Raw genomic sequence first — 26,565 nt, forward strand, 5'->3', positions numbered from 1 at the left:
GGTTCGTCAGGCCCATCTGCGGCTCAGGCATGGACGGGCTCGTTGGCGTAGCGGCCCGTGCCCAGGCTGCCAGGCCCCAGGCGCGCGTACTTGACCATCAGGAACATCTCGACCACGAGCAGCACGGTGTAAAAACCCACGAAGCCGGCGAGCGAGCCCCACAGGCTTTGCACGCTGAGCGTGGACACGCTCAAGTGCGTGGGCAGCACGCCGTAAATCGTCCACGGCTGGCGCCCGTACTCGGCCACGAACCAGCCGAGTTCACACGCGATCCAGGGCGCGGGCAGCATGAACAGGGCCCATTTGAGCAGCCAGCGCTTGCGCATGCACTCACCTTTGAGCGTGCTCCAGAAGGCCGCGGCAAACAGCGCGAGCATCAAAAAGCCCAGCCCGACCATGATGCGGAAGGTCCAGAACATGGGCGTGACGCGCGGAATGGTGTCGTTCACCGCGCGTTCGATGATCTCGGGCGTGGCCTGGTTCACGTCGCTGACGTATTTGCGCAGCAGCAGGCCAAAGCCCAGGTCAGCCTTGTGCGCCTCGAACACCTTGAGCGCCACGGTGTCGTGCGCATTTTTGCGCAGCGCTTCGAGCGCGTTCACGGCGACGATGCCTTGCGTGATGCGCGCGCGGTTGCGCTCCTTGATCTCGGCGATGCCGGGAATCTGCTTGCTCACCGAGCGCGTGCCGATCAGGCCCATGAGCCAGGGGATTTCGATTTCCCAGTCGTTCTTCGCCTCGGCCTCGTTGATGCCAGCGATCACCTTCAGGCCCGCCGGTGCGGGCTCGGTGTGCCACATGGCTTCGAGCGCGGCCATCTTGGTCTGCTGCGCCTCGCCCACGGTGTAGCCCGACTCGTCGCCGAGCACGATCACGCTGAGCACCGAGGCCAGGCCAAAAGCCGCCGCCACGCGAAAGCTGCGCTTGGCAAACTCCACGTCGCGCCCACGCAGCAAATACCAGGCCGAGATCGAGAGCACGAACATCGCGCCCGTGACGTAGCCGGCCGACACCGTGTGCACGAACTTGGCCTGCGCGTCAGGGTTGAACACCACGTCCCAGAAGCTCGTCATCTCCATGCGCATGGTCTGGAAGCTGAACTCGGCCCCCACCGGGTTCTGCATCCAGCCGTTCGCTATCAAAATCCAGAGCGCCGAAAGGTTGGTGCCCACGGCCATGAGCACCGTCACGAGCAAATGCTGCGTGCGCGAGAGGCGATCCCAGCCGAAGAAGAACAGGCCGATGAAGGTCGATTCGAGGAAGAACGCCATCAGCCCCTCGATCGCCAGCGGCGCGCCGAAGATGTCGCCCACGTAGTGCGAGTAATACGCCCAGTTGGTGCCGAACTGGAACTCCAGCGTGATGCCTGTGGTCACGCCCAGCGCAAAGTTGATGCCAAACAGCTTGCCCCAGTAGCGCGTCATGTCCTTCCACACCACCTTGCCGGTCATTACATAGACGCTCTCCATGATGACCAGCAGCCACACCATGCCCAGCGTGAGCGGCACGAAAAGAAAGTGATACATCGCGGTGGCAGCAAACTGCAGCCGCGATAAATCCACGAGTTGTTCGGAAACCATAGAGTCACTCCTTGGAAGGCTTTGAAAGCATCGTGCCCGCTGCGCTGGGGGCGGCATCGGTGGCCGCATCGGTGGCCGCATCGGTGGTCAGCCCCGACGGCACTTGCTGCGCGGCCACGGCAGCGGCATCTACCGCCACACGCTGCTCGCGCACGAAAAACCACCACAGCGCGATGAGCACCAGCAGCTTGAGCAGCACCGCCACGGTCAACTGGCGCAGCAGCCGGCGGTCGGCAGCGCGGGAAAATGGTATTGCGCGGGTCATGTAATTCGTATGGCAATTGCCATGCCAGCGGCAAGGCAGGGCTTGTCTCTCGAGAATTCAATGACTTACATCAAGCCATGCCACCCATGCCCTGTCAATCACAGAACTTTGGCCGCACATTGGCAGACATTGACCGCCATTTGACAGAGAACTGGCAGAAAATTGGCAGACCATGGGCTCCTGCGGCTGCGTCTTGACAGCCGCCGCGGTACCGCCCGCCTGTTTGCGCCCATTGTGCACACGGCTTACGCACATCGGGGTGAGGCAAGGCGTTCGCCCCATGGCAAAGCACCTCGCTGCACCCTTGTTTGCGTAAGTCCAGATCCAGAAAGCCCGCCATGGAACCCACGCCCGCGCCCGCGCCCGAACTCGTGGCCTTTCTCGAAGAACTGCCCGAGCCGCATATCGTGCTCGATGCGCACTACCGCATCCGCGCGGCCAATGCCGCATACCGGCGCAAATTCGGCGCGGCCGCGGGCGTGCTGGGGCGCCCGTGCTACGAGGTTTCGCACCACTTTGCCGAGCCCTGCGACCTGGCCGGCGAATCCTGCCCGCTCGCGCAGGCGCGCACGAGCGGAGGGCGCGCGCGTGTGCTGCACCTGCACCATACGCCAGGCGGGGAGGAATACGTGCAGATCGAGCTCGCCCCCGTCTCGGGCAGCGCCGCGCAGCCGCAGCTCTTCGTCGAAAAAATGGCCACGTTGCCGATGGCGCAGGTGCAGCCTGCCGAGCAGGGGCTGGTAGGCCGCGCGCCCGCGTTTCAGCAAATGCTCGCGCTGCTCGCGCGCGTGGCGGGCGCACCGGCGGCGGTGCTGCTGCTGGGCGAGACGGGCACGGGCAAGGAACTCGTCGCGCGCGCGCTGCACCAGGCCAGCCCGCGTGCGCAGCGCGCCTGGGTGCCGGTCGATTGCTCCAGCCTGCCCGAGACGCTGTTCGAGTCCGAACTCTTTGGCCACGAACGCGGCGCCTTCACCGGCGCCACGCACGCGCGCCCCGGCCTGGTCGATGCGGCCACTGGCGGCACGCTGTTCCTCGACGAGGTGGGCGACATCCCGCTCGCTATGCAGGTCAAGCTGCTGCGCCTGCTCGAATCGGGCACCTACCGCCGCGTGGGCAGCACCGAGCTGCGCCAGGCCGACATCCGCGTCGTCTCGGCCACGCACCGCGACCTGCCACGCATGGTGGCCGAGGGACGCTTTCGCGAAGACTTGTTTTATCGCCTGAGCAGCTTCCCCATCCGCCTGCCGCCGCTGCGCGAGCGGCGCGAGGACATCCCCATGCTCGCGCAGGCGCTGCTTGAGCGCGTCGCCGCAGAGCGCAAGCTGCGGCTCAGCGCCGGCGCACTGGCGCTATTGCAGGCGCAGCCCTTTCCCGGCAACGTGCGCGAGCTGCGCAACCTGCTCGAGCGCGCCGTCCTGCTGTGCGACGCCGCCGTGCTCGAGGCCGCGCACGTGCAGCAGGCGCTGGCCTGCGGGCTGGTTCCGGCAGCCGCCGGCGCACCCATGCCAGCATCCATGCCCGCATTCGCGCCAGCATCCGTGCCCGCAGCGCTGGCCCCAGCGCTGCCGCCGGCATCTCTGCCCGTGCCCCGCAGCGCGCAGGATTGGGCGCTGCTGCTCGCCGAACACACGGGCCCACGCGCCGAACTCGCTGCGCGCCTGGGCATCAGCGAGCGCACGCTCTACCGGCGCCTGCGCGCGCTGCGCGGGCCAGCATGAACGGCGGGCTGCCGGGCTTCGCCCCCAGCGCGCTTTTTTGGGAAATTGGGGTCAGATTCCAATTATTTTCTCCCTGAGTCCAAAGAGCTCCCCAATAATTGGAATCTGACCCCAATTTCCACCGTCACCCATTTCCCCGCTCTCCCCGCCGCCGAAACTCCGCCGGCGATTGGCCCGTCCAGGTGCGGAAGGCGCGGATGAAGCTCTTTTCATTCGCAAAGCCCGCGGCGGCGGCGACTTGTTTGATGGAGCGGCGGCTGCGGTGCAGCAGCTCGAGCGCACGGGCGCGGCGCACCTCGTCTTTGAGCCCTTGCAGCGTCGCGCCTTCTTCCTTGAGCTGGCGGTGCAGCGTGCGCGGCGAGAGGTGCAGCAGCGCGGCGAGCGATTCGGCGCTGTGCATGGGCAGCGGTGGCAGCGACTGGCTCGTGGGCACCGCGCCGAGCGGGCTCGCTTGCTCCGAAGTTTGTAGCGATGTTGGCAGGGGGCCGGGCGCGCCGAGCAGTTGGCGCACGCGCTGCACGAGCAGGCGGTCGCGCCGGTATTGCCGCACGGTGAGCGGCAGTGCGTGCTGCAGCATCTGGCACAGCGCAGCCTCGTCGCGGCGCAGCGGCAGCGCGAGGTAGCGCGCATCGAAGTGCAAGGCCGTGCGCTCGGCGCCGAAAGCCACCGGGCCCGGAAAGAGCACCGCGTAGGCGTCGGCGTGCGGCGGCGCGGCAAAGGTAAATTGTGCGCCCAGCAGCGGAATGCGCGAATCGATATACCAGCAGGCGAGCCCGTGGACGTTGCGCAGCACCGAGACGAGGCAGAACTCGCGCAGCGCGGGCGTGATGCCGCGGCCCGTTTCGGTGATGCCGAGCGTGGCCACGGGGCCGTCTGCCTGCAGCGCAAGCGCGATGTCGTCGGTCAGCAGGCCGTGGTGGCGGCACCAGCGGCGCAGCGCCACGCCCAGGCTCGCGGCGCCGTTGCTCGCGCGCGCGAGCATGCCGTAGCTGCCCCAGGGCAGGCGCCGGCCGAACCAGCCCAGCGCCTCGTCGTCGAGCTCGCGCATCGCGGCTTCGGAGATGCGCTCCATCTGCCAGGCGGTGATGCGCGCGTCGTCGCGCTGCAGCAGCTCGGGGGCGATCTGTGCCTGCGCCAGGGCTTGGGCCGGGCTCAGGCCGCGCTGCGCGTAGGCCAGCGCGATCGCGCGCACGAAGGCGATGGGCGTGGCGGCGACGGGGGTTTTGGCTGGGAGCCTGTAGGACGTTGGAATCGTCGGCGGCGAATCCGGCAAAAACTGGCCTCGCCGGGGCGCATTCTCGCTATCGACGCCCAAAGTCCGACAGGCTCCTGGGCTGCGGGCGCGCGGGGGTTGGGCTGGAGCTGAGGCGGGATCGGGCGGGGGCATGGCAGTGCACGGTTGGCACGATTTGCAACCATTGTGGCACACGGGGTGCGCGCAGGCGCACTATCCTTTAGAACCTGTTCATGGTCTTTTCATGGGGTACGTTGCCCCGCAAAGGCAGTGGATGCAAGGCGCGCACCGCAAGCCGCACCGATGTGCGGCGAGGATGGGCAACGCCGCAGACGCTGCCTTTGCGGGGCAACCCGAAGGGCATGGCAGCAAACGGCCACGCTCGTTGTTGCCCGCCTTGCCCAGGCCGCCAGCATGGGCGGCGCCGGGCGCCTAGATCGTGACCGTTTGCTGCCATGCGTACCCCATGAAAAGACCATGAACAGGTTCTTGCTGCCCCGGGCCGGTTGGTCGTTTGTTTGTTCCTTGATGCCGTGCTCCAGGGTTTTTTTTAGGAGACATCCATGCCAGCAAGTTCTGCCACCCTTACTCCCCTGACGGCCAGCATCGCGCGCGGCGCGACCGATGTGCCCTTGATCGAGCAAACCATAGGCGCGCTGTTCGACGCCGTGGCCGCGCGCCAGCCCGACCATGAAGCGCTGGTCAGCGTGCACCAGCGCCGCCGCTACACCTACCGCGAGCTGCAGACCGAGGCGCGGCGCCTGGCGAGCGCCTTGCTCGAGCTGGGCCTGCAGCCCGGCGACCGCGTGGGCATCTGGTCGCACAACAACGTCGAATGGGTGTTGACGCAGCTCGCCACCGCGATGGTGGGCATGGTCCTCGTGAACATCAACCCGGCCTACCGCACTGCCGAGGTCGAATACGCGCTCAACAAGGTGGGCTGCAAGGCGCTCGTGACCATGGCGCGCTTCAAGACGAGCGACTACCTGGGCATGCTGCGCGAGCTCGCGCCCGAGTGGGCGCACGGCGAGCCCGGCCGCCTCGAAGCGCAGCAGCTGCCGCACCTGCACACCGTGGTGTGGATAGATGCGCCGCACCAAAAAGCCGTGCACGAGCCCGGCATGCTACGCTTTTCAGAGCTTCTTGCGCGCGGTGATGCTGCCGATGTGCGCGTTTCGGCCATTGGTGCGCAGCTGCGCGCGACGGAGCCCATCAACATCCAGTTCACGAGCGGCACCACGGGCTTTCCGAAGGGTGCGACGCTGACGCACCGCAACATTTTGAACAACGGCTTTTTCGTGGGCGAGTGCATGCGCCTCACGCCCGCCGACCGGCTGTGCGTGCCCGCGCCGCTGTACCACTGCTTTGGCATGGTGCTGGGCAACCTGGCCGCGTTCACGCACGGCGCGACGGTGATCTACCCGAACGACGCCTTCGAGCCGCTCACGGTGCTGCAGACCGTGCAGGACGAAAAATGCACCGTGCTGCACGGCGTGCCCACCATGTTCATCGCCGAGCTCGACCACCCGCGCTTTGCCGAGTTCGACCTCTCCACGCTGCGCACCGGCATCATGGCCGGCTCGCCCTGCCCCACCGCGGTGATGGAGCGCGTGGTGCGCGACATGCACATGGAGCAGGTCACCATCGCCTACGGCATGACCGAAACCAGCCCCGTGAGCTGCCAGAGCAGCGTCGATACGCCGCTGGACAAGCGCGTCTCTACCGTGGGCCAGGTGCAGCCGCACCTGGAGGTGAAGATCATCGACCCCAACACGGGCGCCATCGTGCCGCCGGGCCAGTCGGGCGAGCTGTGCACGCGCGGCTATTCGGTCATGCACGGCTACTGGGAAGACGCCGAGAAAACCCGCGAAGCCATAGACGCCGAGGGCTGGATGCACACGGGCGACCTGGCCACCATGGACGCCGAGGGCTACGTGAACATCGTCGGGCGCATCAAGGACATGGTGATCCGCGGCGGCGAGAACGTTTATCCGCGCGAGATCGAGGAATTCCTCTACCGCATGCCGCAGGTGCAGGACGTGCAGGTGGTGGGCGTGCCCGACCCCAAATACGGCGAAGAGCTGTGCGCCTGGATCGTGCTCAAGCCCGGCCAGACGCTCAGCGAGGACGAGGTGCGCGCGTTTTGCAAGGGGCAGATCGCGCATTACAAGGTGCCGCGTTACATTCGCTTCGTGCCCGAGTTTCCGATGACGGTGACGGGCAAGATCCAGAAGTTCAAAATCCGCGAGGCCATGCAGCAGGAGCTCGGACTGCAAGAGGCCCGCACCGCCTGATGAGAAAGCAGCCATGAGCATCCTAGCCACCCAACTCAACCCGCGCTCGGCAGAATTCCAGGCCAACGCCGCGGCCATGCGCCAGCTGGTGCAGGACTTGCAGGCGCAAGTCGCCAAGGTCGCCGAGGGCGGCGGCGCGGCCGCGCGTGCCAAGCACGTGGCGCGCGGCAAGCTGCTGCCGCGCGAGCGCGTGCAGATGCTGCTCGATCCGGGCACGCCGTTTCTGGAGCTCTCGCCGCTCGCGGCGCTCAATGTTTACAACAACGAGGCGCCCGGCGCCGGCCTGATCGCGGGCATTGGGCGCGTGAGCGGCATCGACTGCATGATCGTGTGCAACGACGCCACCGTCAAAGGCGGCACCTACTACCCGCTCACGGTGAAAAAGCACCTGCGCGCGCAAGAGATCGCGCAGCAAAACCGCCTGCCCTGCATCTACCTGGTCGATTCGGGCGGCGCCAACCTGCCCAACCAGGACGAGGTCTTCCCCGACCGCGACCACTTTGGCCGCATCTTCTACAACCAGGCAAACATGAGCGCGCAGGGTATCGCGCAGATCGCCGTGGTCATGGGCTCGTGCACCGCGGGCGGCGCCTATATGCCTGCGATGAGCGACGAATCCATCATCGTGAAGAACCAGGGCACCATCTTCCTTGGCGGCCCGCCGCTCGTGAAGGCAGCCACGGGCGAGGTGGTGAGCGCCGAAGACTTAGGAGGCGGCGACGTGCACACGCGCCTGTCGGGCGTGGCCGACCACCTCGCGCAAAACGACTTGCATGCGCTGCAGCTGGCGCGCAACGCGGTGCGCAATCTGAATCAAAAAAAGGCCCCATGGCCCGCCGACATTGCGCCACAAGCTCCTAAATTCGATGCACAAGAGCTCTACGGCGTGATCCCCACCGACACGCGCAAGCCCTTTGACGTGCGCGAGATCATCGCGCGCATCGTCGATGGCAGCGTGTTCGACGAGTTCAAGGCGCGTTACGGCAGCACGCTGGTGTGCGGCTTTGCGCACATCGAGGGCATGGCCGTGGGCATCATCGCGAACAACGGCATTTTGTTTTCCGAATCCGCCGTGAAGGGCGCGCACTTCATCGAGCTGTGCTGCCAGCGCAAGATACCGCTGGTGTTCTTGCAGAACATCACGGGCTTCATGGTCGGGCGCAAGTACGAAAACGAAGGCATCGCGCGCCACGGCGCCAAGCTCGTCACGGCCGTGGCCACGGCGGCGGTTCCGAAGTTCACCATCATCATCGGCGGCTCGTTCGGCGCGGGCAACTACGGCATGTGTGGCCGCGCGTACAGCCCGCGTTTTTTGTGGATGTGGCCGAACGCGCGCATCAGCGTGATGGGCGGCGAGCAGGCCGCGAGCGTGCTCGCCACCGTCAAGCGCGACGGCATCGAAGCCAAGGGCGGCAGCTGGAGCAAGGATGATGAAGAAACCTTCAAGGCCCCGATCCGCCAGCAGTACGAGGTACAGGGCCACCCCTACTACGCCACCGCGCGCCTGTGGGACGACGGCATCATCGACCCCGCCGACACGCGCCGCGTGCTCGCCCTGGGCCTTGCCGCGACGCGCAACGCGCCGATCGGTGACACGAAGTTCGGCGTGTTCCGCATGTGATGTGTATGATTTAATCATTTCATACACATAGGAGTAATGGCCATGCGTACCAACATCGACATCGACGACGAGCTCATGGCGCGTGCCATGGAGGCGGGCGGTTTCAAGACCAAGCGCGAGGCCGTGGAAGAGGGGCTGCGCCTGCTCGCGCGGCGCAAGGTGTATGCCGACCTGCTTGCGGCGCGCGGCACCCTGCACTGGGACGATTCCGACGAAGGCTGGGCGCAATACCGTAAAGAACTTGAGGCTGCGGCGGCGTTGGCAACTTCCGAGGGCGCACAAAAAAGCCACAGCGTGCAAGAGCCGCCCGGCCCCTGGAACCCAAACCCTGCCGGCGGCAAAGCAGGCGGGACGAAAGACGAGCAGCAAGGCGGTGGCACGTGATATTGGTCGATTCCAGCGTCTGGATCGATTTTCTGCACGGCACGAGCAACGCGCAAACCGAGCGGCTCAGCCGCTGGCTGGATGCGGCGCAGGCCGACATTGGCGTGGCCGACTTGGTGGTGTTCGAGGTCTTGCGCGGCTTTCGGCACGCGCAGGACTACGCCCGCGCGCGGCGCCTGCTGCTGGCCTTGGACGTGGTCGAAATCGGTGGCCTTGCCAACGCCCTGGCCGCAGCTGAGCACTACCGCGAATTGCGCGCCGTAGGCCACACCATCCGCAGCCCCATCGACGTGCTGCTCGCAAGCTACTGCATCACGCATGGCCACCTGCTGCTGCACCGCGACGGCGACTTCGACGTGCTCGAAACCTTGCGCGGGCTGCGCGTGTGGCGGCACTGAATCTTTGAGAACCATTTTGGAACCGACACCATGTTTGAAAAAATCCTGATCGCGAACCGCGGGGAGATCGCCTGCCGCGTTGCCGCCACGGCGCGCCGCATGGGCGTGAAAACCGTCGCCGTGTATTCCGACGCCGACGCGCGGGCGCGGCATGTGGCCTTGTGCGATGAAGCGGTGCACATCGGCGCCAGCGCGCCCAAGGACAGCTACCTGCGCTGGGAGCGCATCATCGAGGCGGCCAAAGCCACGGGCGCGCAGGCCATCCACCCGGGCTACGGCTTTTTGAGCGAGAACGAGGCCTTCGCGCAGGCCTGCGCCGATGCGGGGCTGGTGTTTATCGGCCCTTCGCCCGCGGCGATCAAGGCCATGGGGCTCAAGGCCGGCTCCAAGCAGCTCATGGAAAAGGCCGGCGTGCCGCTCGTGCCCGGCTACCACGGCGCCGACCAGGACCCGGCGCTGCTGCGCGCCGAGGCCGAGCGCATCGGCTACCCCGTGCTCATCAAGGCCAGCGCGGGCGGCGGCGGCAAGGGCATGCGCGTGGTGCAAAAGGCCGAGGACTTTGCCGCGGCGCTCGCCTCGTGCCAGCGCGAGGCGCTCAGCAGCTTTGGCGACGACGCGGTGCTGATCGAAAAATACGTGCAGCGCCCGCGCCACATCGAAATCCAGGTGTTCGGCGACACGCTGGGCAACTACGTCTATCTGTTCGAGCGCGACTGCTCGGTGCAGCGCCGCCACCAGAAGGTGCTCGAAGAAGCGCCCGCGCCGGGCATGACGCCCGAGCTGCGCGCGCGCATGGGCCTGGCCGCCGTGGCCGCGGCGCGCGCCGTGCAGTACGTGGGCGCGGGCACGGTAGAGTTCATCGTCGAGCAGCCGGGTGGCTACGCGCACCCCGAGCAGATGCAGTTTTACTTCATGGAAATGAACACGCGCCTGCAGGTCGAGCACCCGGTGACCGAGGCCATCACGGGGCAGGACCTGGTCGAGTGGCAGCTGCGCGTGGCCGCGGGCGAGCCGCTGCCCTGCCGCCAGGAAGACCTGCGCATCCACGGCCACGCGATCGAGGCGCGCATCTGCGCCGAGAACCCCGACAACGACTTTCTGCCCGCCACGGGCACGCTGCAGGTGCTGCGCCTGCCCGCGTGCACGCAGTTCGAGCCGGCGCCCGCGCGCGGCCCCGCAGCCGGCGTGCGCGTGGACGCGGGCGTGCGCGAGGGCGACGCGATCAGCCCGTTTTACGACTCCATGGTCGCCAAGCTCATCGTGCACGGCGCAACGCGCGAAGAGGCGCTGGCGCGGCTCGATGCGGCGCTCGCGCAGACGCACATCGTGGGCCTGACGACCAACGTGCAGTTTTTGCGCCGCGTGGCGCGCAGCGCGGCGTTTGCCAAGGCGCAGCTCGACACCGCGCTGATCGAGCGCGAGCGCGCCGCGCTGTTCGGGCAGGAGCCGCTGGGCCTGGCGCTGGCTGTGGCCGCGGCCGTGGCAAACACTTTGCACAGCGAGCGCGCGCAGGAGGACGCCGACCCCTTCAGCCGCCGCGACGGCTGGTGCACGCACGGCCTGTACGAGCGCCGCTTTGCGTTCGACTTCAACGGCCAGGCCGCGCGCGCGCAGCTGCGCTACCTGCATGACGGTGCGCTGCACCTGCGCGTGCAGAGTGCGCCCGCGGGCGACGCTGCGGACGCAGCGGCGGCGGGCACAGCCGGCAACGGCGCCGCCGAGTGGCCTGAAAGCGCAGCCGGCATGCTCGAATTCGCGCCCTTCGACGGCGCGCCTGACACGCTGGAGCTGCAGTTTGCGGGCGAGCGCCTGCGCGTGAACCTGTACGTGCGCGGCGAAGTCGCGCACATCTTCAGCGCACGCGGCGCGACGCAGATCACCGCGCTCGATGTGCTCGCCCACGCCGGCGAGGACGCGAGCGAAGGCGGGCGCCTGAGCGCACCCATGCCGGGCAAGGTGGTGTCGTTTGCGGTGCAGCCCGGCGAGCGCGTGCGCAAGGGCCAGCCGCTCGCAGTGCTGGAGGCCATGAAGATGGAGCACACCATCGCCGCGCCCACGGACGGCGTGGTGCAGGAGCTGCTTTACGCGCCCGGCGACCAGGTGGCCGAGGGCGACGAGCTGCTCAAGCTCGGCGCCTGAGTGCGCCTGAAAGTTTGCAAAATGTGCCATTGAAATAGGAGCTGCTGGCGCTTGATAGCTCAGCGCTATCAGGCTATTCGATCCAGTAGATTTCGGTATCAAAACAAGAGCACTCCATTCATCCTGAGGAGACACCCATGAGCACCCCCGAGTTCCAACCGCAGATCCCCCATTTCGCCGAGCGCGTGCGCAGCAACTTCGCGCGCCAGGGCGCGATGCGCACGCTGGGCGCGCGCCTCACGCACATCGCGCCGGGCGCGGTGGACATGGAGTTCGACTGGGCCGAGGGGCTCACGCAGCAGCACGGCTTCATCCATGCCGGCATGGTGTCGGCGGCGCTCGATTCGGCCTGCGGCTACGCGGGCTACACCTTGATGCCCGAAGAAGCCGCCGTGCTCACCGTCGAATTCAAGATCAACCTGCTCGCACCCGCGCGCGGCGAGCGCTTTCGCATGCAGGGGCGCGTGCTCAAGCCCGGCCGCACCATCACCGTCTGCGAAGGCCGCGCGTATGCCAGCGCGAACGGGCACGAGAAGCTCTTCGCCACCATGAGCTGCACGCTGATGGCGCTGATCGGGCGCGAAGGCGTGCGCGACTGACTTCCCTTTTTGCCTTTGACTTTTGCAAGGACTTTTGCCATGAGCAGCACCCATCTCCCCGGCCTCGACTTCCAACTCGGCGCAGACATCGACGCGCTGCGCCACGCCGTGCGCAGCTTTGCGCAGGCCGAGATCGCGCCGCGCGCCGCGCAAATCGACCGCAGCGACCAGTTCCCCATGGACTTGTGGCCCAAGCTGGGCGCGCTGGGCGTGCTCGGCATCACCGTGGCCGAGGAATACGGCGGCACGCAGATGGGCTACCTCGCGCACATGGTGGCGGTGGAAGAAATCTCGCGCGCGAGCGCCTCGGTGGGCCTGAGCTACGGCGCGCACAGCAACCTGTGCGTGAACCAGATCCACCGCAACGGCAGCGCGGAGCAAAAGCAGAAATACCTGCCCAAGCTGGTCTCGGGCGAGCACGTGGGCGCGCTCGCCATGAGCGAGCCCGGCGCGGGCTCGGACGTCATGGGCATGAAGCTGCGCGCCGAGGACAAGGGCGGCTACTACCTGCTCAATGGCAGCAAGATGTGGATCACCAACGGCCCCGACGCCGACACGCTGGTGGTCTATGCCAAGACCGCGCCCGAGCTCGGGCCGCGCGGCGTCACGGCGTTTCTGATCGAAAAGGGCATGAAAGGCTTTTCCATCGCGCAAAAGCTCGACAAGCTCGGCATGCGCGGCAGCTCCACGGGCGAGCTCGTGTTCGAAAACGTCGAAGTGCCCGCGGCCAACGTGCTCGGCGGCGTGAACAACGGCGCCAAGGTGCTCATGAGTGGCCTGGACTACGAGCGCGCCGTGCTCACGGGCGGGCCGCTGGGGATCATGCAGGCGGTGATGGACAACGTGATCCCCTACATCCACGAGCGCAAGCAGTTCGGCCAGAGCATCGGCGAATTCCAGCTCATCCAGGGCAAGGTGGCCGACATGTACACCGTGCTGCAGGCCGCGCGCTCGTTTGCCTACACCGTGGCCAAGAACCTCGACCTGCTGGGCACAGACCACGTGCGCCAGGTGCGCAAGGACTGCGCGAGCGTGATCCTCTGGTGCGCCGAAAAAGCCACCTGGATGGCCGGCGAGGGCGTGCAGATCTTCGGCGGCAACGGCTACATCAACGACTACCCGCTCGGGCGCCTGTGGCGCGACGCCAAGCTCTACGAGATCGGCGCGGGCACGAGCGAAATCCGCCGCATGCTGATCGGGCGCGAGCTGTTTGCCGAAACCTGCTAAGTTTGCGGGCTTTGCCACCACCACGACGGAACCTCTCATGACCACTGCTTCGATCGAAGAGCTTTTCGCCAACAACCGCACCTGGGCCGCGCGCATGGAGCACGAGCGGCCGGGTTTTTTCACGCGCCTGCTCGCGCAGCAGCAGCCCAGGTTCATGTGGATAGGCTGCTCCGACAGCCGCGTGCCCGCGAACCAGATCGCGGGGCTGGAGCCGGGTGAGGTGTTCGTGCACCGCAACGTCGCCAACGTGGTGGTGCATACCGACCTCAATTGCCTTTCGACCGTGCAATATGCGGTCGATCAGTTGCGCGTGGAGCACCTCATGGTCGTGGGGCACTACGGCTGCGGCGGCGTGCGCGCGGCGCTCGACGGCACGCGCGTGGGCCTGGCCGACAACTGGCTGCGCCACGTGCAGGACGTGCGCGACCGCCACCGCGATGTGCTCGAAATGCTGCCCGCCGCGTGGCGCTACGACGCGCTGTGCGAGCTCAACGCGATCACGCAGGTGCTGCACCTCGCGCAGACCACGGTACTGCTCGACGCCTGGGCGCGTGGGCAGAAGGTCACGCTGCACGGCTGGTGCTACGGCCTCAAGGACGGCCTGATCCACAACCTGCACATGACCGTCGATGGCCCGCAAGGGCTGGACGTGGCCTACCGCGCCGCCGTTGCGCGCGTGGCTGCCAAGCGCCGCGAATGAGCATGAACGCGCGCTGAAGCAGCAGCCGTCCCGGCACAGGTTGCGCAGGCAAGCCTTGCGGTGCAAGCCGCTATGCTTGCAGGCCGCTACTATCCATCACGCACGCCATGTTCCCCCAGCGCCTCGACGCACCCCAGGCCTATGGCATCGCCAAGGCCATGATGGACGGCTTCAACCGCCACTACCGCCTCTTTCGCGCCGAATCGGCGCGCGCCAAGCACCGCTTCGAGACGGCCGACTGGCACGCGCAGCAGCGCGCGCAGCGCGAGCGCATCGAGTTTTACGACCTGCGTGTGCGCGAATGCGTGCACCGGCTCGAAAAAGAGTTCCACGCGAGCCGCCAGCCCATGGACGTGTGGCACCAAGTCAAGCTGCACTACATCGGCCTGCTCGTGAACCACCACCAGCCCGAGCTCGCCGAGACCTTTTTCAATTCGGTCACCTGCAAAATCCTGCACCGCACGCATTTTCACAACGACTTCATCTTCGTGCGCCCGGCCGTCAGCACCGAATACATCGAAAACGACGAGCCCGAGGCGCTGCCGACCTACCGCGCCTACTACCCCGCGCCGGGCCAGCTGCACGACACCCTGCTGCGCATCATCGAGGACTTCGGCCTGCAACGCCCTTTCGCCGATCTGCGCCGCGACACGGGCTACGTGCTCGCCGCCATGCAGCAGCGCCTGGCCAATGTCACGCTGCGCGCCAACTTCCAGCTGCAGGTGCTCTCGGGCCTGTTTTACCGCAACAAGGGCGCCTACGTGGTCGGCAAGATCATCAACGGCTACCTCGAAATCCCGTTCGCGCTGCCGCTGCTGCACGACGAGCGCGATGCCGCGGGGCGGCTCGTGCTCGACACGGTGCTGTTCGGCGAGGAGGACTTGCAAATGCTGTTCAGCTTTGCGCGTGCCTACTTCATGGTCGATATGGAAGTGCCCAGCGCCTACGTGCAGTTTCTGCGCAGCCTCATGCCGCGCAAGCCGCGCGCCGAGATTTACAACGCGCTGGGCCTGGCCAAGCAGGGCAAGACGCTGTTTTACCGCGACTTTCTCTACCACCTCAAGCATTCGAGCGACAAGTTCCGCATCGCGCCGGGCATCAAGGGCATGGTCATGCTGGTGTTCGACCTGCCGAGCTTTCCCTACGTGTTCAAAGTCATCAAGGACTACTACCCGCCACAGAAAGACACCACGCGCGAGCAGATCAAGGCCAAGTACCAGCTCGTCAAGCAGCACGACCGCGTGGGCCGCATGGCCGACACGCTCGAATACAGCGAGGTCGCGTTCCCGCGCGAACGCTTTACCGACGAGCTCATCGCCGAGATCGAGCGCTTCGCGCCGAGCCAACTCGAGATCAGCGACCGCGACGGCGACGGCCGCCAGGAGGTCATCATCAAGCACCTGTATATCGAGCGGCGCATGATCCCGCTCAACATCTACCTGCAGGAAGCCTTCGACAAGGGTTTGCACGACGCGCGCGTGCGCCAGCAGATGGAGCACGCCGTGATCGACTACGGCAACGCGATCAAAGACCTAGTGGCCGCCAACATTTTCCCCGGCGACATGCTGTGGAAGAATTTTGGTGTCACACGCAACGGCAAAGTCGTGTTCTACGATTACGACGAGATCGAATACCTCACCGACTGCAACTTCCGCCGCGTGCCCACACCGCGCAACGAAGAGGAGGAAATGAGTGGCGAAGTCTGGTACAGCGTCGGTCCGCACGACGTGTTCCCCGAAACCTTCGGGCCTTTCCTGCTCGGCAACGACGCCGTGCGCGAGGTCTTTCTGCGCCACCATGCCGATTTGCTCGACGTGGCGTTCTGGCAGTCGCACAAGGAGCGCATCCAGGCCGGCCATGTCTATGATGTTTTCCCCTACGACCCCGAGCGGCGCTTTTGCCACCAGCACCCGGCCTGAGCTGCCAATCCGCAGCACGCGCCTACAGCGCCGCGCGGTGTAAACACTTTTTCATCCACAGGAGCTTTCCATGACTGCATCCCTTCAAGACCCCGTCGTCATCGTCGGCGCCGCGCGCACGCCCATGGGCGCGCTGCAGGGCGACTTTGCCAGCCTCGCCGCGCACGACCTGGGCGGCGCCGCGATACGCGCCGCCGTCGAGCGCGCGGGCGTTGCGCCCAGCGCCGTCGGCGAAGTGCTGTTCGGCAACTGCCTCATGGCCGGCCAGGGCCAGGCGCCCGCGCGCCAGGCCGCGTTCAAGGGCGGCCTGCCCAGGGAGGCGGGCGCGGTCACGCTGTCCAAAATGTGCGGCTCGGGCATGAAGGCCGCGATGTTCGCGCACGACATGCTGCTCGCGGGCACGCACGAGGTCATGGTCGCCGGCGGCATGGAGAGCATGACCGGCGCGCCCTATCTGCTACAAAAAGCGCGCAGCGGCTACCGCATCGGCCACGACCGCATCTTCGACCACATGATGCTCGACGGCCTCGAAGACGCCTACGAGCCCGGCCGCGCCATGGGCACCTTCGGTGAAGACTGCGCCGCCAAATACCAGTTCACGCGCGCCGCGCAAGACGCCTACGCCACCGAGAGCGTGCAGCGCGCCAAGGCCGCGACCGCATCGGGCGCCTTTGCCGCCGAGATCGTGCCCGTCAGCGTGAAAGACCGCAGCGGCGAGCGCGTGGTCAGCACCGACGAGGGTCCGGGCAAGATCAAGCTCGAAAAAATCCCCACGCTCAAGCCCGCGTTCAAAAAAGACGGCACCATCACCGCGGCCTCGAGCTCCAGCATCAACGACGGCGCTGCCGCGCTCGTGCTGATGCGCCAATCGACGGCGCAAAAGCTCGGCTGCAAGCCGCTCGCACGCATCGTGAGCCACGCCACGCACGCGCAGGCGCCCGAGTGGTTCACCACCGCGCCCGTCGATGCCTCGCGCAAGGCACTCGCCAAGGCCGGCTGGAGCGTGCAGGACGTGGACTTGTGGGAGGTCAACGAGGCGTTTGCCGTCGTGCCCATGGCGCTCATGAACGAGCTCGGCGTGGCGCACGACATCCTCAACGTCAACGGCGGCGCCTGCGCGCTCGGCCACCCGATCGGCGCGAGCGGCGCGCGCATCATGGTCACGCTGCTTTATGCGCTGCAGGCGCGCGGCAAGAAGCGCGGCCTCGCCACGCTGTGCATAGGCGGCGGCGAAGCCACGGCCGTAGCGCTCGAGCTGGTCTGAATTTGCTCACTAAAAAAGAGCATCCTGCGCTTTATACATAAGCGCAGGAAGCCTTTTTTGCCTCAAAACCGTGAGCGCTTCAGGGGCCGCTATTTCAGCAGCCCTGCCTTTTTGATCACGGAAGGGGCGCGGTGCGTGTGCGCCGTCAGCAAAGCCACTGCATCTTCCGCCTTGCGCGCGAGCACGGCCTCGAAAATCGCCCGGTGCTCCTCATGCACGTCGGCCGGTGGCGGGCCTTTGACTGCAGACATGCGGCGGTAGCGCTCGGACTGCTGGTACAGCTGGCGGCGCGTCCTGAGCAGGCGTGCCGACTTGCACGCCCCGACCAGCGCCTCGTGGAACTGGCGGTTGCAGGCTTCCCAGTCGTCGAAGGCGCCGCGCGGGTCGGTGCGCAGGCGCTGCTCGGCGAGCGTCAGTTTGTGAAAGGCGCTGACGATGTCGGCTTCCCAGTCGTCCGTGCCCTGCGCCATGCTCTCGCGCAGGGCCTCGCATTCGAGCAGGATGCGCATGCGCGTCAGGTCTTCCAGGTCGGCCAGCGACATGGGCGCGACGCGAAAGCCGCGCTGCCCTTGTGCCACCACCAACGAGTCGCAATGAGCAGCGCGAGCGCCTCGCGCAGGGTGCCGGAGCTCACGTCGTAGCAGGACTTCAGATGCTCGACGCGCAACTTCTCACCCGCAGCAAGCCGCCCTTCGATGATGTCGCGCCGCAACTGGCGGTAGGTGGCCTCGATCAGCGTGCGCGGCTGGTCTTCCAGCGCCAGTTCTTCGATGGCATCGACGTCAGCGAGGTTCATGGTGGTGTTGGTGTGGACGGGACATGTGCAGACGGGATATGTGCGGGCCATTGCGCACCCACGGGAGCGCACATAGTAACCCGGCAGCAGCGAAGGGCATTTTATGCGACAAAATCTCGAGAAAAATAAGGGTTTCTACTATCTTTGATCTATCGTGCGCTGAGTAAAAATATCGACATTGACATTGAATCTCTGGCCGCACTCCCGCTGTCGCGTAGCGCTTCACCGTTCGACGTGCGACGACCTCTGGTTTGCTCCTTGTTTGCACCCTTGTTCATCACCTCGACGCAACATTTCCCATGACGACCACCTCCCCCTCCCCCGAAATCGGCAAGAGCATCGTTGCAGCCGGGCTGCGCACCAACTACCACGACCTGGGCCAGGGATTCCCGGTGATGCTGATCCACGGCTCCGGCCCCGGCGTCAGCGCCTGGGCCAACTGGCGCCTCGTGATGCCCGTGCTGGCCAAAGAGCGCCGCGTGATCGCGCCCGACATGGCCGGCTTTGGCTTCACCGATCGCCCCGAGGGCGCCGTGTATTCGATGGACAACTGGGTGAAGCAGGCCGTGGGGCTGATGGACGCGCTGGGCCTGCCGCAGGTGGACCTCGTGGGCAACTCCTTCGGCGGTGCCCTGTCGCTGGCCTTGGCCATACGCCATCCGCAGCGCGTGCGCCGGCTCGTGCTCATGGGCGCGGCGGGCGTGTCCTTCGAAATCACGCCCGCGCTCGATGCGATCTGGGGCTACACCCCATCGTTCGAAAACATGCGCAAAGTGATGGACTGGTTCGCCTACGACCGCAACCTGGTCAGCGACGAGCTCGCGCAGCTGCGCTATCAAGCGAGCATCCAGCCCGGCTTTCAGGAGTCATATGCGTCCATGTTCCCTGCGCCACGCCAGCGCTGGGTCGAAGCCCTGGCCAGCAAAGAGGAGGACATCCGCGCGCTGCCGCACGAGGCGCTGCTGATCCACGGGCGTGAAGACCAGGTGATCCCGGTGAGCAACTCCATCCGCCTGTCGCAATGGATTTCGCGCTCGCAATTGCACGTGTTCGGCCGCTGCGGGCACTGGACGCAGATCGAGCACGCCAGCCGCTTTGCGCAGCTGGTGGGCAACTTCCTCGCCGAGGCCGATGCCGCCTGAGCCCGGCGCATGCAAGGACTGCAGCCATGAGCGCAAAGCCTGCCCCTTCCGCCCGCGACGCTGCGGGTCAGCACTGGGTGCGTATCGAACAACCCGCGTACGAAACCGTGCACGAGATCGGCTACCCCTGCGCCGAGACCGAAACCCTGCTGCAGGGCATGGCGCGCACGGGCCGCAAAGGCATTCCCGTGGGCTGCCTGGGTGGGGGCTGCGGTATCTGCAAGATCAAGGTGAGCATGGGCAGCGTGCGCCGCGTCGGCCCCATGAGCCGGGCGCATGTCAGCGTCGAAGAAGAAGCCCAAGGTATTTGTCTTGCCTGCCGCGTGGCACCGCTCGCGAACGTCGAGGTCGAGGTGCTGGGCAGGTTGAAAAAGGCCCTGGGCAAGGCCCCGGGGTTTTCGTGGAGTGCTGGCGTGGCAAAGCTCGGCGCGTCAGATTGTGCAACTGTAAATGTCAAGGAGACATGAAATGGGCATCATGCGAATCGGCCGCGTCAGCCTGCGGGTGATGGACATGGCCGCGGCCGTCAAGCACTATGAAAAAGTGCTGGGCCTCAAGAAAACCATGGAAGACAAGCAAGGCAATGTCTATCTCAAGTGCTGGGACGAGTGGGACAAATACTCGCTGATCCTCACGCCTTCCGACCAGGCGGGCATGAACCACATTGCGTACAAAGTCGAAAACGATGCAGACCTCGACGCCCTGCAAAAGCGCATCGAGGCCTACGGCATCAAAACCCAAGTCCTGCCCGAAGGTACCTTGCCTTCCACCGGGCGCATGCTGCAGTTCCACCTGCCCAGTGGGCACGACATGCGCCTGTACGCCATGAAGGAGTACGTGGGCACCGAGGTCGGCACGGTCAACCCCGACCCCTGGCCCGACAACATCACGGGCGCGGGCGTGCACTGGCTCGACCACGCGCTGCTGATGTGCGAGCTCAACCCCGAGGCTGGCGTGAACAAGGTCGCCGAAACCACCAAGTTCGCCACCGAATGCCTGGACTTCAAGCTGGTCGAGCAGATCATGGTCGGGCCCGACAACAGCATCCAGGCCGCGACCTGGCTCTCGCGCTCGAACACTCCGCACGACATCGCCTTCGTCGGTGGCCCGCGCATGGGGCTGCACCACATCGCCTTCTACCTCGAAGACTGGGCCGACGTGCTCAAGGCTGCCGACGTGATGGCCAAGAACAAGGTCAAGGTGGACCTGCCGCCCACACGCCATGGCGTGACGCGCGGCACCACGATCTATTTCTTCGACCCGAGCGGCAACCGCAACGAAACCTTCTCGGGCCTGGGCTACCTCTCGCAGCCCGACCGCCCCGTCACCACCTGGACGGGCGACGAGATGTGGCGCGGCATCATCTACCACACCGGCGAACCGTATGAAGCCTTTACCGACGTCTATACCTGATGCAGGGCCGCGCCATGGCTGAATCCACCTTGAGCGTGGGCACGCGCGCCATCGCCTGCGAGGCCGCCGCTGCCGCCGTGCAGGCGGCGGTGGCGCATGCGCAGGCGCTGGGCATACGCATCAACGTCGCCGTCACCGACCCCGCGGGATTGTTGATGGCCTTTTTGCGCATGCCCGGCGCGCCGCTGCACTCGATCGATATCGCCATCGACAAGGCCTACACCGCGGCGAGCTTCGGCGTGCCGACGGCGCAGTGGCTCGAGCTGATCGGCGACGAAGAAGCCCTGCGCATAGGCCTGCCGCACCGCCCGCGCCTGGTGGTGTTCGGCGGTGGCTTGCCCATCCGCGAAGCCGGTGTGCTGATCGGCGGCATCGGCGTCTCGGGCGGCTCGGCCGCGCAGGACGAAGAGTGCGCGCGCGCCGGTCTGTCTGCCATAGGGCTGTAGATCTCTCTGTTTTTTCAGATCCCCTCCTTGATATGAAGCAAATCTCGAATTTCATCGACGGTGCCTACGTCGCCACAGGCAAAACCTTCGAAAAGCGCTCGCCCCTCACGGGCCAGGTCATCGCGCAGGTACATGAGGCCGGCAAAGCCGAGGTCGATGCCGCCGTGGCCGCGGCGCGTGCGGCCTTGCGCGGCCCCTGGGGCCGCATGAGCGTGGCCGAGCGGGTCGAGCGCCTGTACGCCGTGGCCGACGGCATCAACCGCCGGTTCGAGGAGTTTCTGGCCGCCGAGTGCGAAGACACCGGCAAACCGCGCAGCCTGGCGAGCCACATCGACATTCCGCGCGGCGCGGCCAATTTCAAGATTTTTGCGGACGTCGTGAAAAACGTCCCCACTGAATTTTTCGAAACCGCCACGCCCGACGGGCGCGGCGCGATCAACTACGGCTACCGCAGCCCCGTGGGCGTGGTCGGCGTGATCTGCCCCTGGAACCTGCCGCTGCTGCTCATGACCTGGAAGGTCGGCCCCGCGCTCGCGTGCGGCAATGCGGTGGTCGTCAAGCCCTCCGAAGAAACCCCGCAGACCGCCGCGCTGCTCGGCGAGGTCATGAACGAGGCCGGCATTCCGCCTGGCGTCTATAACGTGGTGCACGGCTTCGGGCCCGACTCCGCCGGCGAATATGTCACCAGCCACCCGCAGGTCAACGCCATCACCTTCACGGGCGAAACGCGCACCGGCGAGGTCATCATGAAGGCCGCGGCCAAGGGCGCGCGCCCCGTCAGCCTGGAGATGGGCGGCAAGAACGCCGCCATCGTGTTCGCCGACTGCGATTTCGACGCGGCCATCGAGGGCACCATGCGCTCGGTGTTTGCGAACTGCGGCCAGGTGTGCCTGGGCACCGAGCGTGTCTATGTCGAGCGGCCCCTTTTCGAGCGCTTCGTCGCCGCGCTCAAAAAAGGCGCCGAGGGCCTGAAGCTCGGGCGCCCCGAAGACGCTACGACCAACATGGGGCCGCTGATCAGCAAAGAGCACCAGGCCAAGGTGCTGTCGTACTACCGCCTCGCGCTCGAGGAAGGCGCGACGCTGGTCACGGGCGGCGGCGTGCCCGACATGCCGGGCGAGCTCGCGGGAGGCAGCTGGGTGCAGCCGACGATCTGGACGGGCCTGCCCGAGACGGCGCGCGTGCTCAAGGAGGAAGTGTTCGGCCCCTGCTGCCACATCGCACCCTTTGACAGCGAAGAAGAGGTGCTCGCCAAGGCCAACGACAACGACTACGGACTGGCCACGGCCATCTGGACGCGCGACCTCGCACGCGCGCACCGCGTGGCGCAGCGCATGGAGGTGGGCCTTGCCTGGGTCAACAGCTGGTTCCTGCGCGACCTGCGCACGCCCTTTGGCGGGGCCAAGCAGTCTGGCATAGGGCGCGAGGGCGGGGTGCACTCGCTCGAGTTCTATACCGAGCTGAAAAACGTCTGCATCAAACTTTGAACGAGATCTACAGCATGGACAAGCAACTGATAACAACCCTGGGCGACGAGCTTTATGAAGCGCTGCGCCAATGCCGCACGGTCGAGCCCCTGACCAACCGGCACCCCGACATCACGGTAGAAGACGCCTACCGCATCCAGCAGCGCATGATTGCCCGGCGCCTGGAAAAGGGCGAGCGCGTCGTTGGCAAAAAGATCGGCGTCACGAGCCAGGCCGTCATGAACATGCTGGGCGTGTACCAGCCCGACTTCGGCTACATGCTCGACGGCATGATCGTGAGCGACGGCGAGACCATACCGATGTCTTCGCTGATCCAACCCAAGGCCGAGGGCGAAATCGCCTTTGTGCTCAAGAAAGACCTCATGGGCCCGGGCGTGAGCAATGCCGACGTGTTGGCCGCGACCGACTTCGTGATGCCCTGCTTCGAGATCGTCGATTCGCGCATCCGTGACTGGAAGATCAAAATCCAGGACACCGTGGCCGACAACGCTTCGTGCGGGGTATTCGTGCTCGGCAGCGCCGCCGTCGATCCGCGCAAGATCGACCTCATCACCTGCGGCATGGTGCTCGAGAAAAACGGCGAAGTCATCGGCACCGGTGCGGGTGCTGCGGCGCTGGGCTCGCCCGTGAACGCCGTGGCCTGGCTTGCGAACACGCTGGGGCGCCTCGGAATCGGCCTCAAGGCCGGCGAAGTCGTGCTTTCGGGCGCGCTTGCCGCCATGTGCCCCGCGCAGGCGGGCGACCATTTTGCGGTGCATATTGGCGGGCTGGGCAGCTGCTCGGTGCGTTTTGGCTGAGCACCATCTCATTTTTCATTGACGGAGTTTTCATGCAGAAAATCAAATGCGCCTTGATCGGGCCTGGCAACATCGGCACCGATTTGCTGGCCAAACTCAAACGCAGCCCGGTACTCGAGCCCGTGTGGATGGTGGGCATTGACCCCGAGTCCGACGGCCTGAAAAGAGCCCGCGAGATGGGCATCAAGACCACCGCCGAGGGTGTCGATGGCCTGGTGCCGCACCTCAAAGCCGACGGCGTGCAGATCGTTTTCGACGCCACCAGCGCCTACGTGCACGCTGAGAACAGCCGCAAGGTCAATGCCGAGGGCGCCTTGATGATCGACCTCACGCCCGCAGCCATCGGCCCCTTTTGCGTGCCGCCCGTGAACCTGCGCGAGCACGTGGGCCGGCGTGAGATGAACGTCAACATGGTCACCTGCGGCGGCCAGGCCACCATCCCCATGGTGGCGGCCGTGGCGCGTGTGCAGCCCGTGGCTTATGGCGAGATCGTCGCCACCGTCTCGAGCCGTTCGGCCGGGCCGGGTACGCGCAAGAACATCGACGAATTCACGCGCACCACGGCCAAGGCGATCGAGCAGGTCGGCGGCGCCAAGAAGGGCAAGGCCATCATCATCATCAACCCGGCCGAGCCGCCGCTGATCATGCGCGACACCGTGCATTGCCTGACCGAGACCGAGCCTGACCAGGCCAGGATCACCGAGTCCATCCACGCCATGATCAAAGAAGTGCAGCAGTACGTGCCCGGCTACAAGTTGGTCAACGGCCCGGTGTTCGACGGCAAGCGCGTCTCGATCTTCCTCGAGGTCGAAGGCCTGGGCGACTACCTGCCCAAGTACGCGGGCAACCTCGACATCATGACCGCCGCCGCCGCGCGCACCGCCGAAATGTTCGCTGAAGAAATCCTCCGCGGCGCTTTGACCCTCGAACCCGTTGCCGCCTGAAGGGAAACACCATGAATCTTGCTGGAACCAAAATCACCGTCCACGACATGACCCTGCGTGACGGCATGCACCCCAAGCGCCACCAGATGACGCTCGAACAGATGAAGAGCATCGCCTGCGGCCTCGACGCGGCCGGCGTGCCGCTGATCGAAGTCACGCACGGCGACGGCCTGGGTGGCAGCTCCGTCAACTACGGCTTTCCCGCGCACACCGACGAGGAATACCTGTCCGCCGTCATTCCGCTGATGAAGCAGGCCAAGGTCTCGGCGCTGCTGCTGCCCGGCATAGGCACCGTCGATCACCTCAAGATGGCGCGCGAGCTGGGCGTGCACACCATCCGCGTGGCCACGCACTGCACCGAGGCCGACGTGTCCGAGCAGCACATCACGATGGCGCGCAAGATGGACATGGACACGGTGGGCTTCCTCATGATGGCCCACATGAACAGCCCCGAGGGCCTGGTCAAGCAGGCCAAGCTGATGGAAGGCTACGGCGCCAACTGCATCTACATCACCGACTCCGCCGGCCACCTGCTGCCCGACGGCGTGAAGGCGCGCCTGAGCGCGGTGCGTGATGCGCTCAAGCCCGAAACCGAGCTGGGCTTTCACGGCCACCACAACCTTGCGATGGGCGTTGCCAACTCGATCGCGGCGATCGAGGTGGGTGCGCGGCGCATCGACGCGGCGGCCGCGGGCCTGGGCGCCGGCGCGGGCAACACGCCCATGGAAGTGCTGGTGGCCGTGTGCGACCTCATGGGCATCCAAACCGGCGTGGACGTGGCCAAAATCACCGACGTGGCCGAAGACCTGGTGGTGCCCATCATGGACTTCCCGATCCGCATCGACCGCGACGCGCTGACGCTGGGTTACGCGGGGGTGTACGGCTCCTTCCTGCTGTTTGCCAAGCGCGCGGCGGCCAAGTACGGCATCCCCGCGCGCGACATCCTCGTGGAGCTGGGCCGCCGCGGCATGGTCGGCGGCCAGGAGGACATGATCGAAGACACGGCCCTGACCATGGCCAAGGAACGCGGCCTGATCCCCGCCAAGGCAGCCTGAGGAGCGGCGATGAGCACATTGGACCAAGCCACCATCGCGCAGCTGGCGGAACACCTCGAGAACTGCCAGCTCAAGGCGCAGGACACGCCCAAGATCACCGATCAGCACCCCGGCATGGACTGGGACGACGCCTACGACGTGCAGGACGCGGTGCTCGCACGCAAGACGGCGCGCGGCGCGCGCGTGGTGGGCTACAAGGCCGGGCTGACCTCGTTTGCCAAGATGAAGCAAATGGGCGTGAGCGAGCCGGTGTTCGGCTTTCTCGTCGATGACTTCGCCGTGCCCGAGGGCGCGGCCATCGAGGTCAGTGAGCTCATCCATCCCAAGGTCGAGCCCGAGATCTGCTTCGTCACCAAGACCGCGCTCAAAGGGCCGGGCTGCCACGTGGGGGCCGTGCTCGCGGCGTGTGACTTCGTGCTTGCCGGCATCGAAGTCATCGACAGCCGCTACCGCGACTTCAAGTTCGACGCCAAGAGCGTGATCGCCGACAACACCTCGGCTGCGCGCTTCGTGGTCGGCAGCCGCATCGCGAATGCGCAAGACCTCGATTTGCGCACGCTAGGCGTGGTGCTCGAGAAAAACGGCGTGCCCGTGGCCTTTGGCGCCGGCGCCGCGGTGGTCGGCAACCCGGCTGCTGCGGTGGCCATGCTGGTCAACCACCTGGCTGCACGCGGTCAGGAGTTGCCGGCGGGCAGCCTGGTGCTCTCGGGCGGCATCACCGAAGCCGTGGCTGTGCAGGCCGGCGACGCCGTCACGCTCAAGGTGCAGAACCTGGGCAGCGTGGGGCTGCGCTTCGTTTGATTCGCGCAGTTTTACCAAGGAGCTTTCCATGCCATTTGCACAGATTTACCTGCTCGAAGGCCGCACCGAAGAGCAAAAACGCGCCGTGATCCAAAAGGTGACCCAGGCCCTGCAAGAAGCGCTGGGTGCGCCCAAGGAAAACGTGCGTGTATGGATCCACGACATGCCCAAGGAAAACTGGGGCATCGCGGGTGTCAGCGCCAAGGACCTGGGGCGCTAACTTTCATGAGTGGAGTTCACACACCCCCGATCATGAAAGACACAATAGGAGTGCAGTTGCGCCAGGGCTGAGGTCGCGAAAACCTTTGATGGCTACAGACCGCGAAAGCTAACTCGACCCGC

General features: G+C 66.0%; 26 protein-coding genes. 21 read left to right on the forward strand and 5 right to left on the reverse strand.

The genetic code is table 11. The features are described 5' to 3' along the window. Nucleotides 1-23 precede the first annotated feature (23 nt). Together FK527_RS07670 and cydP are read right to left on the reverse strand one after the other, a co-directional pair. Complete coding sequence (locus FK527_RS07670; RefSeq protein WP_114484066.1) at nt 24-1,580, reverse strand: cytochrome ubiquinol oxidase subunit I; 1,557 nt, start codon at nt 1,578-1,580, stop codon at nt 24-26. Nucleotides 1,581-1,584: 4 nt separating this feature from the next. Then, complete coding sequence (gene cydP, locus FK527_RS07675; protein ID WP_144731975.1) at nt 1,585-1,845, reverse strand: cytochrome oxidase putative small subunit CydP; 261 nt, start codon at nt 1,843-1,845, stop codon at nt 1,585-1,587. Nucleotides 1,846-2,183: 338 nt separating this feature from the next. Between cydP and FK527_RS07680 the strand changes: the two genes are divergently transcribed. Continuing rightward, nucleotides 2,184-3,563: a sigma-54 interaction domain-containing protein gene (locus tag FK527_RS07680; RefSeq protein WP_144731978.1), complete on the forward strand. Its 1,380-nt coding sequence runs from the start codon at nt 2,184-2,186 to the stop codon at nt 3,561-3,563. Between the two features lie 124 nt (nt 3,564-3,687). On the opposite strand, the gene FK527_RS07685 is transcribed toward FK527_RS07680, so the two are convergent. Continuing rightward, nucleotides 3,688-4,815, reverse strand: a complete 1,128-nt coding sequence (locus tag FK527_RS07685) for an AraC family transcriptional regulator (RefSeq protein ID WP_425460423.1) — start codon at nt 4,813-4,815, stop codon at nt 3,688-3,690. A 545-nt stretch (nt 4,816-5,360) separates the two neighbouring features. Between FK527_RS07685 and FK527_RS07690 the strand changes: the two genes are divergently transcribed. From FK527_RS07690 to FK527_RS07735, 10 genes are all read left to right on the forward strand, one after another. Further along, the gene (locus FK527_RS07690; protein WP_144731985.1) at nt 5,361-7,091 is read left to right on the forward strand and encodes an AMP-binding protein; all 1,731 of its coding nucleotides are present in this window, start codon (nt 5,361-5,363) and stop codon (nt 7,089-7,091) included. A 13-nt stretch (nt 7,092-7,104) separates the two neighbouring features. Next, entirely contained in the window at nt 7,105-8,712 is a 1,608-nt protein-coding gene (locus tag FK527_RS07695; RefSeq protein ID WP_144731988.1) for a carboxyl transferase domain-containing protein, read from the forward strand. Nucleotides 8,713-8,754: 42 nt separating this feature from the next. After that, nucleotides 8,755-9,096 (forward strand): type II toxin-antitoxin system VapB family antitoxin, encoded by a 342-nt coding sequence (locus FK527_RS07700; protein ID WP_144731992.1) that lies wholly within the window; start codon nt 8,755-8,757, stop codon nt 9,094-9,096. After that, a complete protein-coding gene (gene vapC, locus FK527_RS07705; protein WP_144731995.1) occupies nt 9,093-9,494 on the forward strand; it encodes a type II toxin-antitoxin system VapC family toxin in 402 nt (133 codons plus the stop codon). The genes FK527_RS07700 and vapC overlap by 4 nt, the downstream gene beginning before the upstream one ends. 30 nt (nt 9,495-9,524) lie before the next feature. Then, nucleotides 9,525-11,633 (forward strand): acetyl-CoA carboxylase biotin carboxylase subunit, encoded by a 2,109-nt coding sequence (locus tag FK527_RS07710; protein WP_144731998.1) that lies wholly within the window; start codon nt 9,525-9,527, stop codon nt 11,631-11,633. Nucleotides 11,634-11,770: 137 nt separating this feature from the next. Beyond that, nucleotides 11,771-12,232 carry a PaaI family thioesterase gene (locus FK527_RS07715; protein ID WP_144732001.1) on the forward strand — a complete coding sequence of 154 codons (462 nt, stop codon included), beginning with the start codon at nt 11,771-11,773 and terminating at the stop codon, nt 12,230-12,232. Between the two features lie 39 nt (nt 12,233-12,271). Then, a complete protein-coding gene (locus tag FK527_RS07720; protein WP_144732004.1) occupies nt 12,272-13,459 on the forward strand; it encodes an isovaleryl-CoA dehydrogenase in 1,188 nt (395 codons plus the stop codon). Between the two features lie 37 nt (nt 13,460-13,496). Then, nucleotides 13,497-14,159, forward strand: a complete 663-nt coding sequence (can, locus tag FK527_RS07725; protein ID WP_144732007.1) for a carbonate dehydratase — start codon at nt 13,497-13,499, stop codon at nt 14,157-14,159. A gap of 107 nt (nt 14,160-14,266) precedes the next feature. Beyond that, nucleotides 14,267-16,078: a bifunctional isocitrate dehydrogenase kinase/phosphatase gene (gene aceK / locus FK527_RS07730; protein WP_144732010.1), complete on the forward strand. Its 1,812-nt coding sequence runs from the start codon at nt 14,267-14,269 to the stop codon at nt 16,076-16,078. A gap of 70 nt (nt 16,079-16,148) precedes the next feature. After that, the gene (locus FK527_RS07735; RefSeq protein WP_144732013.1) at nt 16,149-17,342 is read left to right on the forward strand and encodes an acetyl-CoA C-acyltransferase; all 1,194 of its coding nucleotides are present in this window, start codon (nt 16,149-16,151) and stop codon (nt 17,340-17,342) included. Between the two features lie 89 nt (nt 17,343-17,431). Here the strand turns inward: FK527_RS07735 and FK527_RS17525 are convergent, their stop codons facing one another. Continuing rightward, nucleotides 17,432-17,884: a GntR family transcriptional regulator gene (locus FK527_RS17525; RefSeq protein ID WP_246072710.1), complete on the reverse strand. Its 453-nt coding sequence runs from the start codon at nt 17,882-17,884 to the stop codon at nt 17,432-17,434. Further along, the gene (locus tag FK527_RS17530) at nt 17,857-18,138 is read right to left on the reverse strand and encodes a GntR family transcriptional regulator (protein ID WP_246072711.1); all 282 of its coding nucleotides are present in this window, start codon (nt 18,136-18,138) and stop codon (nt 17,857-17,859) included. The genes FK527_RS17525 and FK527_RS17530 overlap by 28 nt, the downstream gene beginning before the upstream one ends. A 299-nt stretch (nt 18,139-18,437) precedes the next feature. Between FK527_RS17530 and FK527_RS07745 the strand changes: the two genes are divergently transcribed. From FK527_RS07745 to FK527_RS07790, 10 genes are read left to right on the forward strand one after another with little or no spacing between them, the layout of a single operon-like run. After that, nucleotides 18,438-19,280, forward strand: coding sequence for an alpha/beta fold hydrolase (locus FK527_RS07745; protein ID WP_144732016.1), 843 nt, complete (start codon nt 18,438-18,440; stop codon nt 19,278-19,280). Between the two features lie 26 nt (nt 19,281-19,306). After that, nucleotides 19,307-19,747, forward strand: a complete 441-nt coding sequence (locus tag FK527_RS07750; RefSeq protein ID WP_144732019.1) for a 2Fe-2S iron-sulfur cluster-binding protein — start codon at nt 19,307-19,309, stop codon at nt 19,745-19,747. Between the two features lies 1 nt (nt 19,748). Then, nucleotides 19,749-20,693 carry a catechol 2,3-dioxygenase gene (locus FK527_RS07755; protein WP_144732022.1) on the forward strand — a complete coding sequence of 315 codons (945 nt, stop codon included), beginning with the start codon at nt 19,749-19,751 and terminating at the stop codon, nt 20,691-20,693. A gap of 14 nt (nt 20,694-20,707) precedes the next feature. Next, a complete protein-coding gene (locus FK527_RS07760) occupies nt 20,708-21,139 on the forward strand; it encodes a GlcG/HbpS family heme-binding protein (protein ID WP_144732025.1) in 432 nt (143 codons plus the stop codon). Between the two features lie 32 nt (nt 21,140-21,171). Then, entirely contained in the window at nt 21,172-22,626 is a 1,455-nt protein-coding gene (locus tag FK527_RS07765) for a 2-hydroxymuconic semialdehyde dehydrogenase (RefSeq protein WP_144732028.1), read from the forward strand. 14 nt (nt 22,627-22,640) lie between these two features. Beyond that, a complete protein-coding gene (gene dmpE / locus FK527_RS07770; RefSeq protein WP_144732031.1) occupies nt 22,641-23,423 on the forward strand; it encodes a 2-oxopent-4-enoate hydratase in 783 nt (260 codons plus the stop codon). Between the two features lie 32 nt (nt 23,424-23,455). After that, on the forward strand, nt 23,456-24,367 hold the full coding sequence (locus FK527_RS07775) for an acetaldehyde dehydrogenase (acetylating) (RefSeq protein ID WP_144732034.1): 912 nt from the start codon (nt 23,456-23,458) through the stop codon (nt 24,365-24,367). Between the two features lie 11 nt (nt 24,368-24,378). After that, nucleotides 24,379-25,422, forward strand: coding sequence for a 4-hydroxy-2-oxovalerate aldolase (gene dmpG, locus FK527_RS07780; protein WP_144732037.1), 1,044 nt, complete (start codon nt 24,379-24,381; stop codon nt 25,420-25,422). A gap of 9 nt (nt 25,423-25,431) precedes the next feature. Beyond that, a complete protein-coding gene (dmpH, locus tag FK527_RS07785; RefSeq protein WP_144732040.1) occupies nt 25,432-26,223 on the forward strand; it encodes a 2-oxo-3-hexenedioate decarboxylase in 792 nt (263 codons plus the stop codon). Nucleotides 26,224-26,251: 28 nt separating this feature from the next. Next, nucleotides 26,252-26,443, forward strand: a complete 192-nt coding sequence (locus FK527_RS07790) for a 2-hydroxymuconate tautomerase (protein ID WP_114482248.1) — start codon at nt 26,252-26,254, stop codon at nt 26,441-26,443. The last annotated feature ends 122 nt before the right edge of the window (nt 26,444-26,565 follow it).

The organism is Extensimonas perlucida, assembly GCF_007655255.1.
GTDB classification, from domain to species: domain Bacteria; phylum Pseudomonadota; class Gammaproteobacteria; order Burkholderiales; family Burkholderiaceae_C; genus Extensimonas; species Extensimonas perlucida.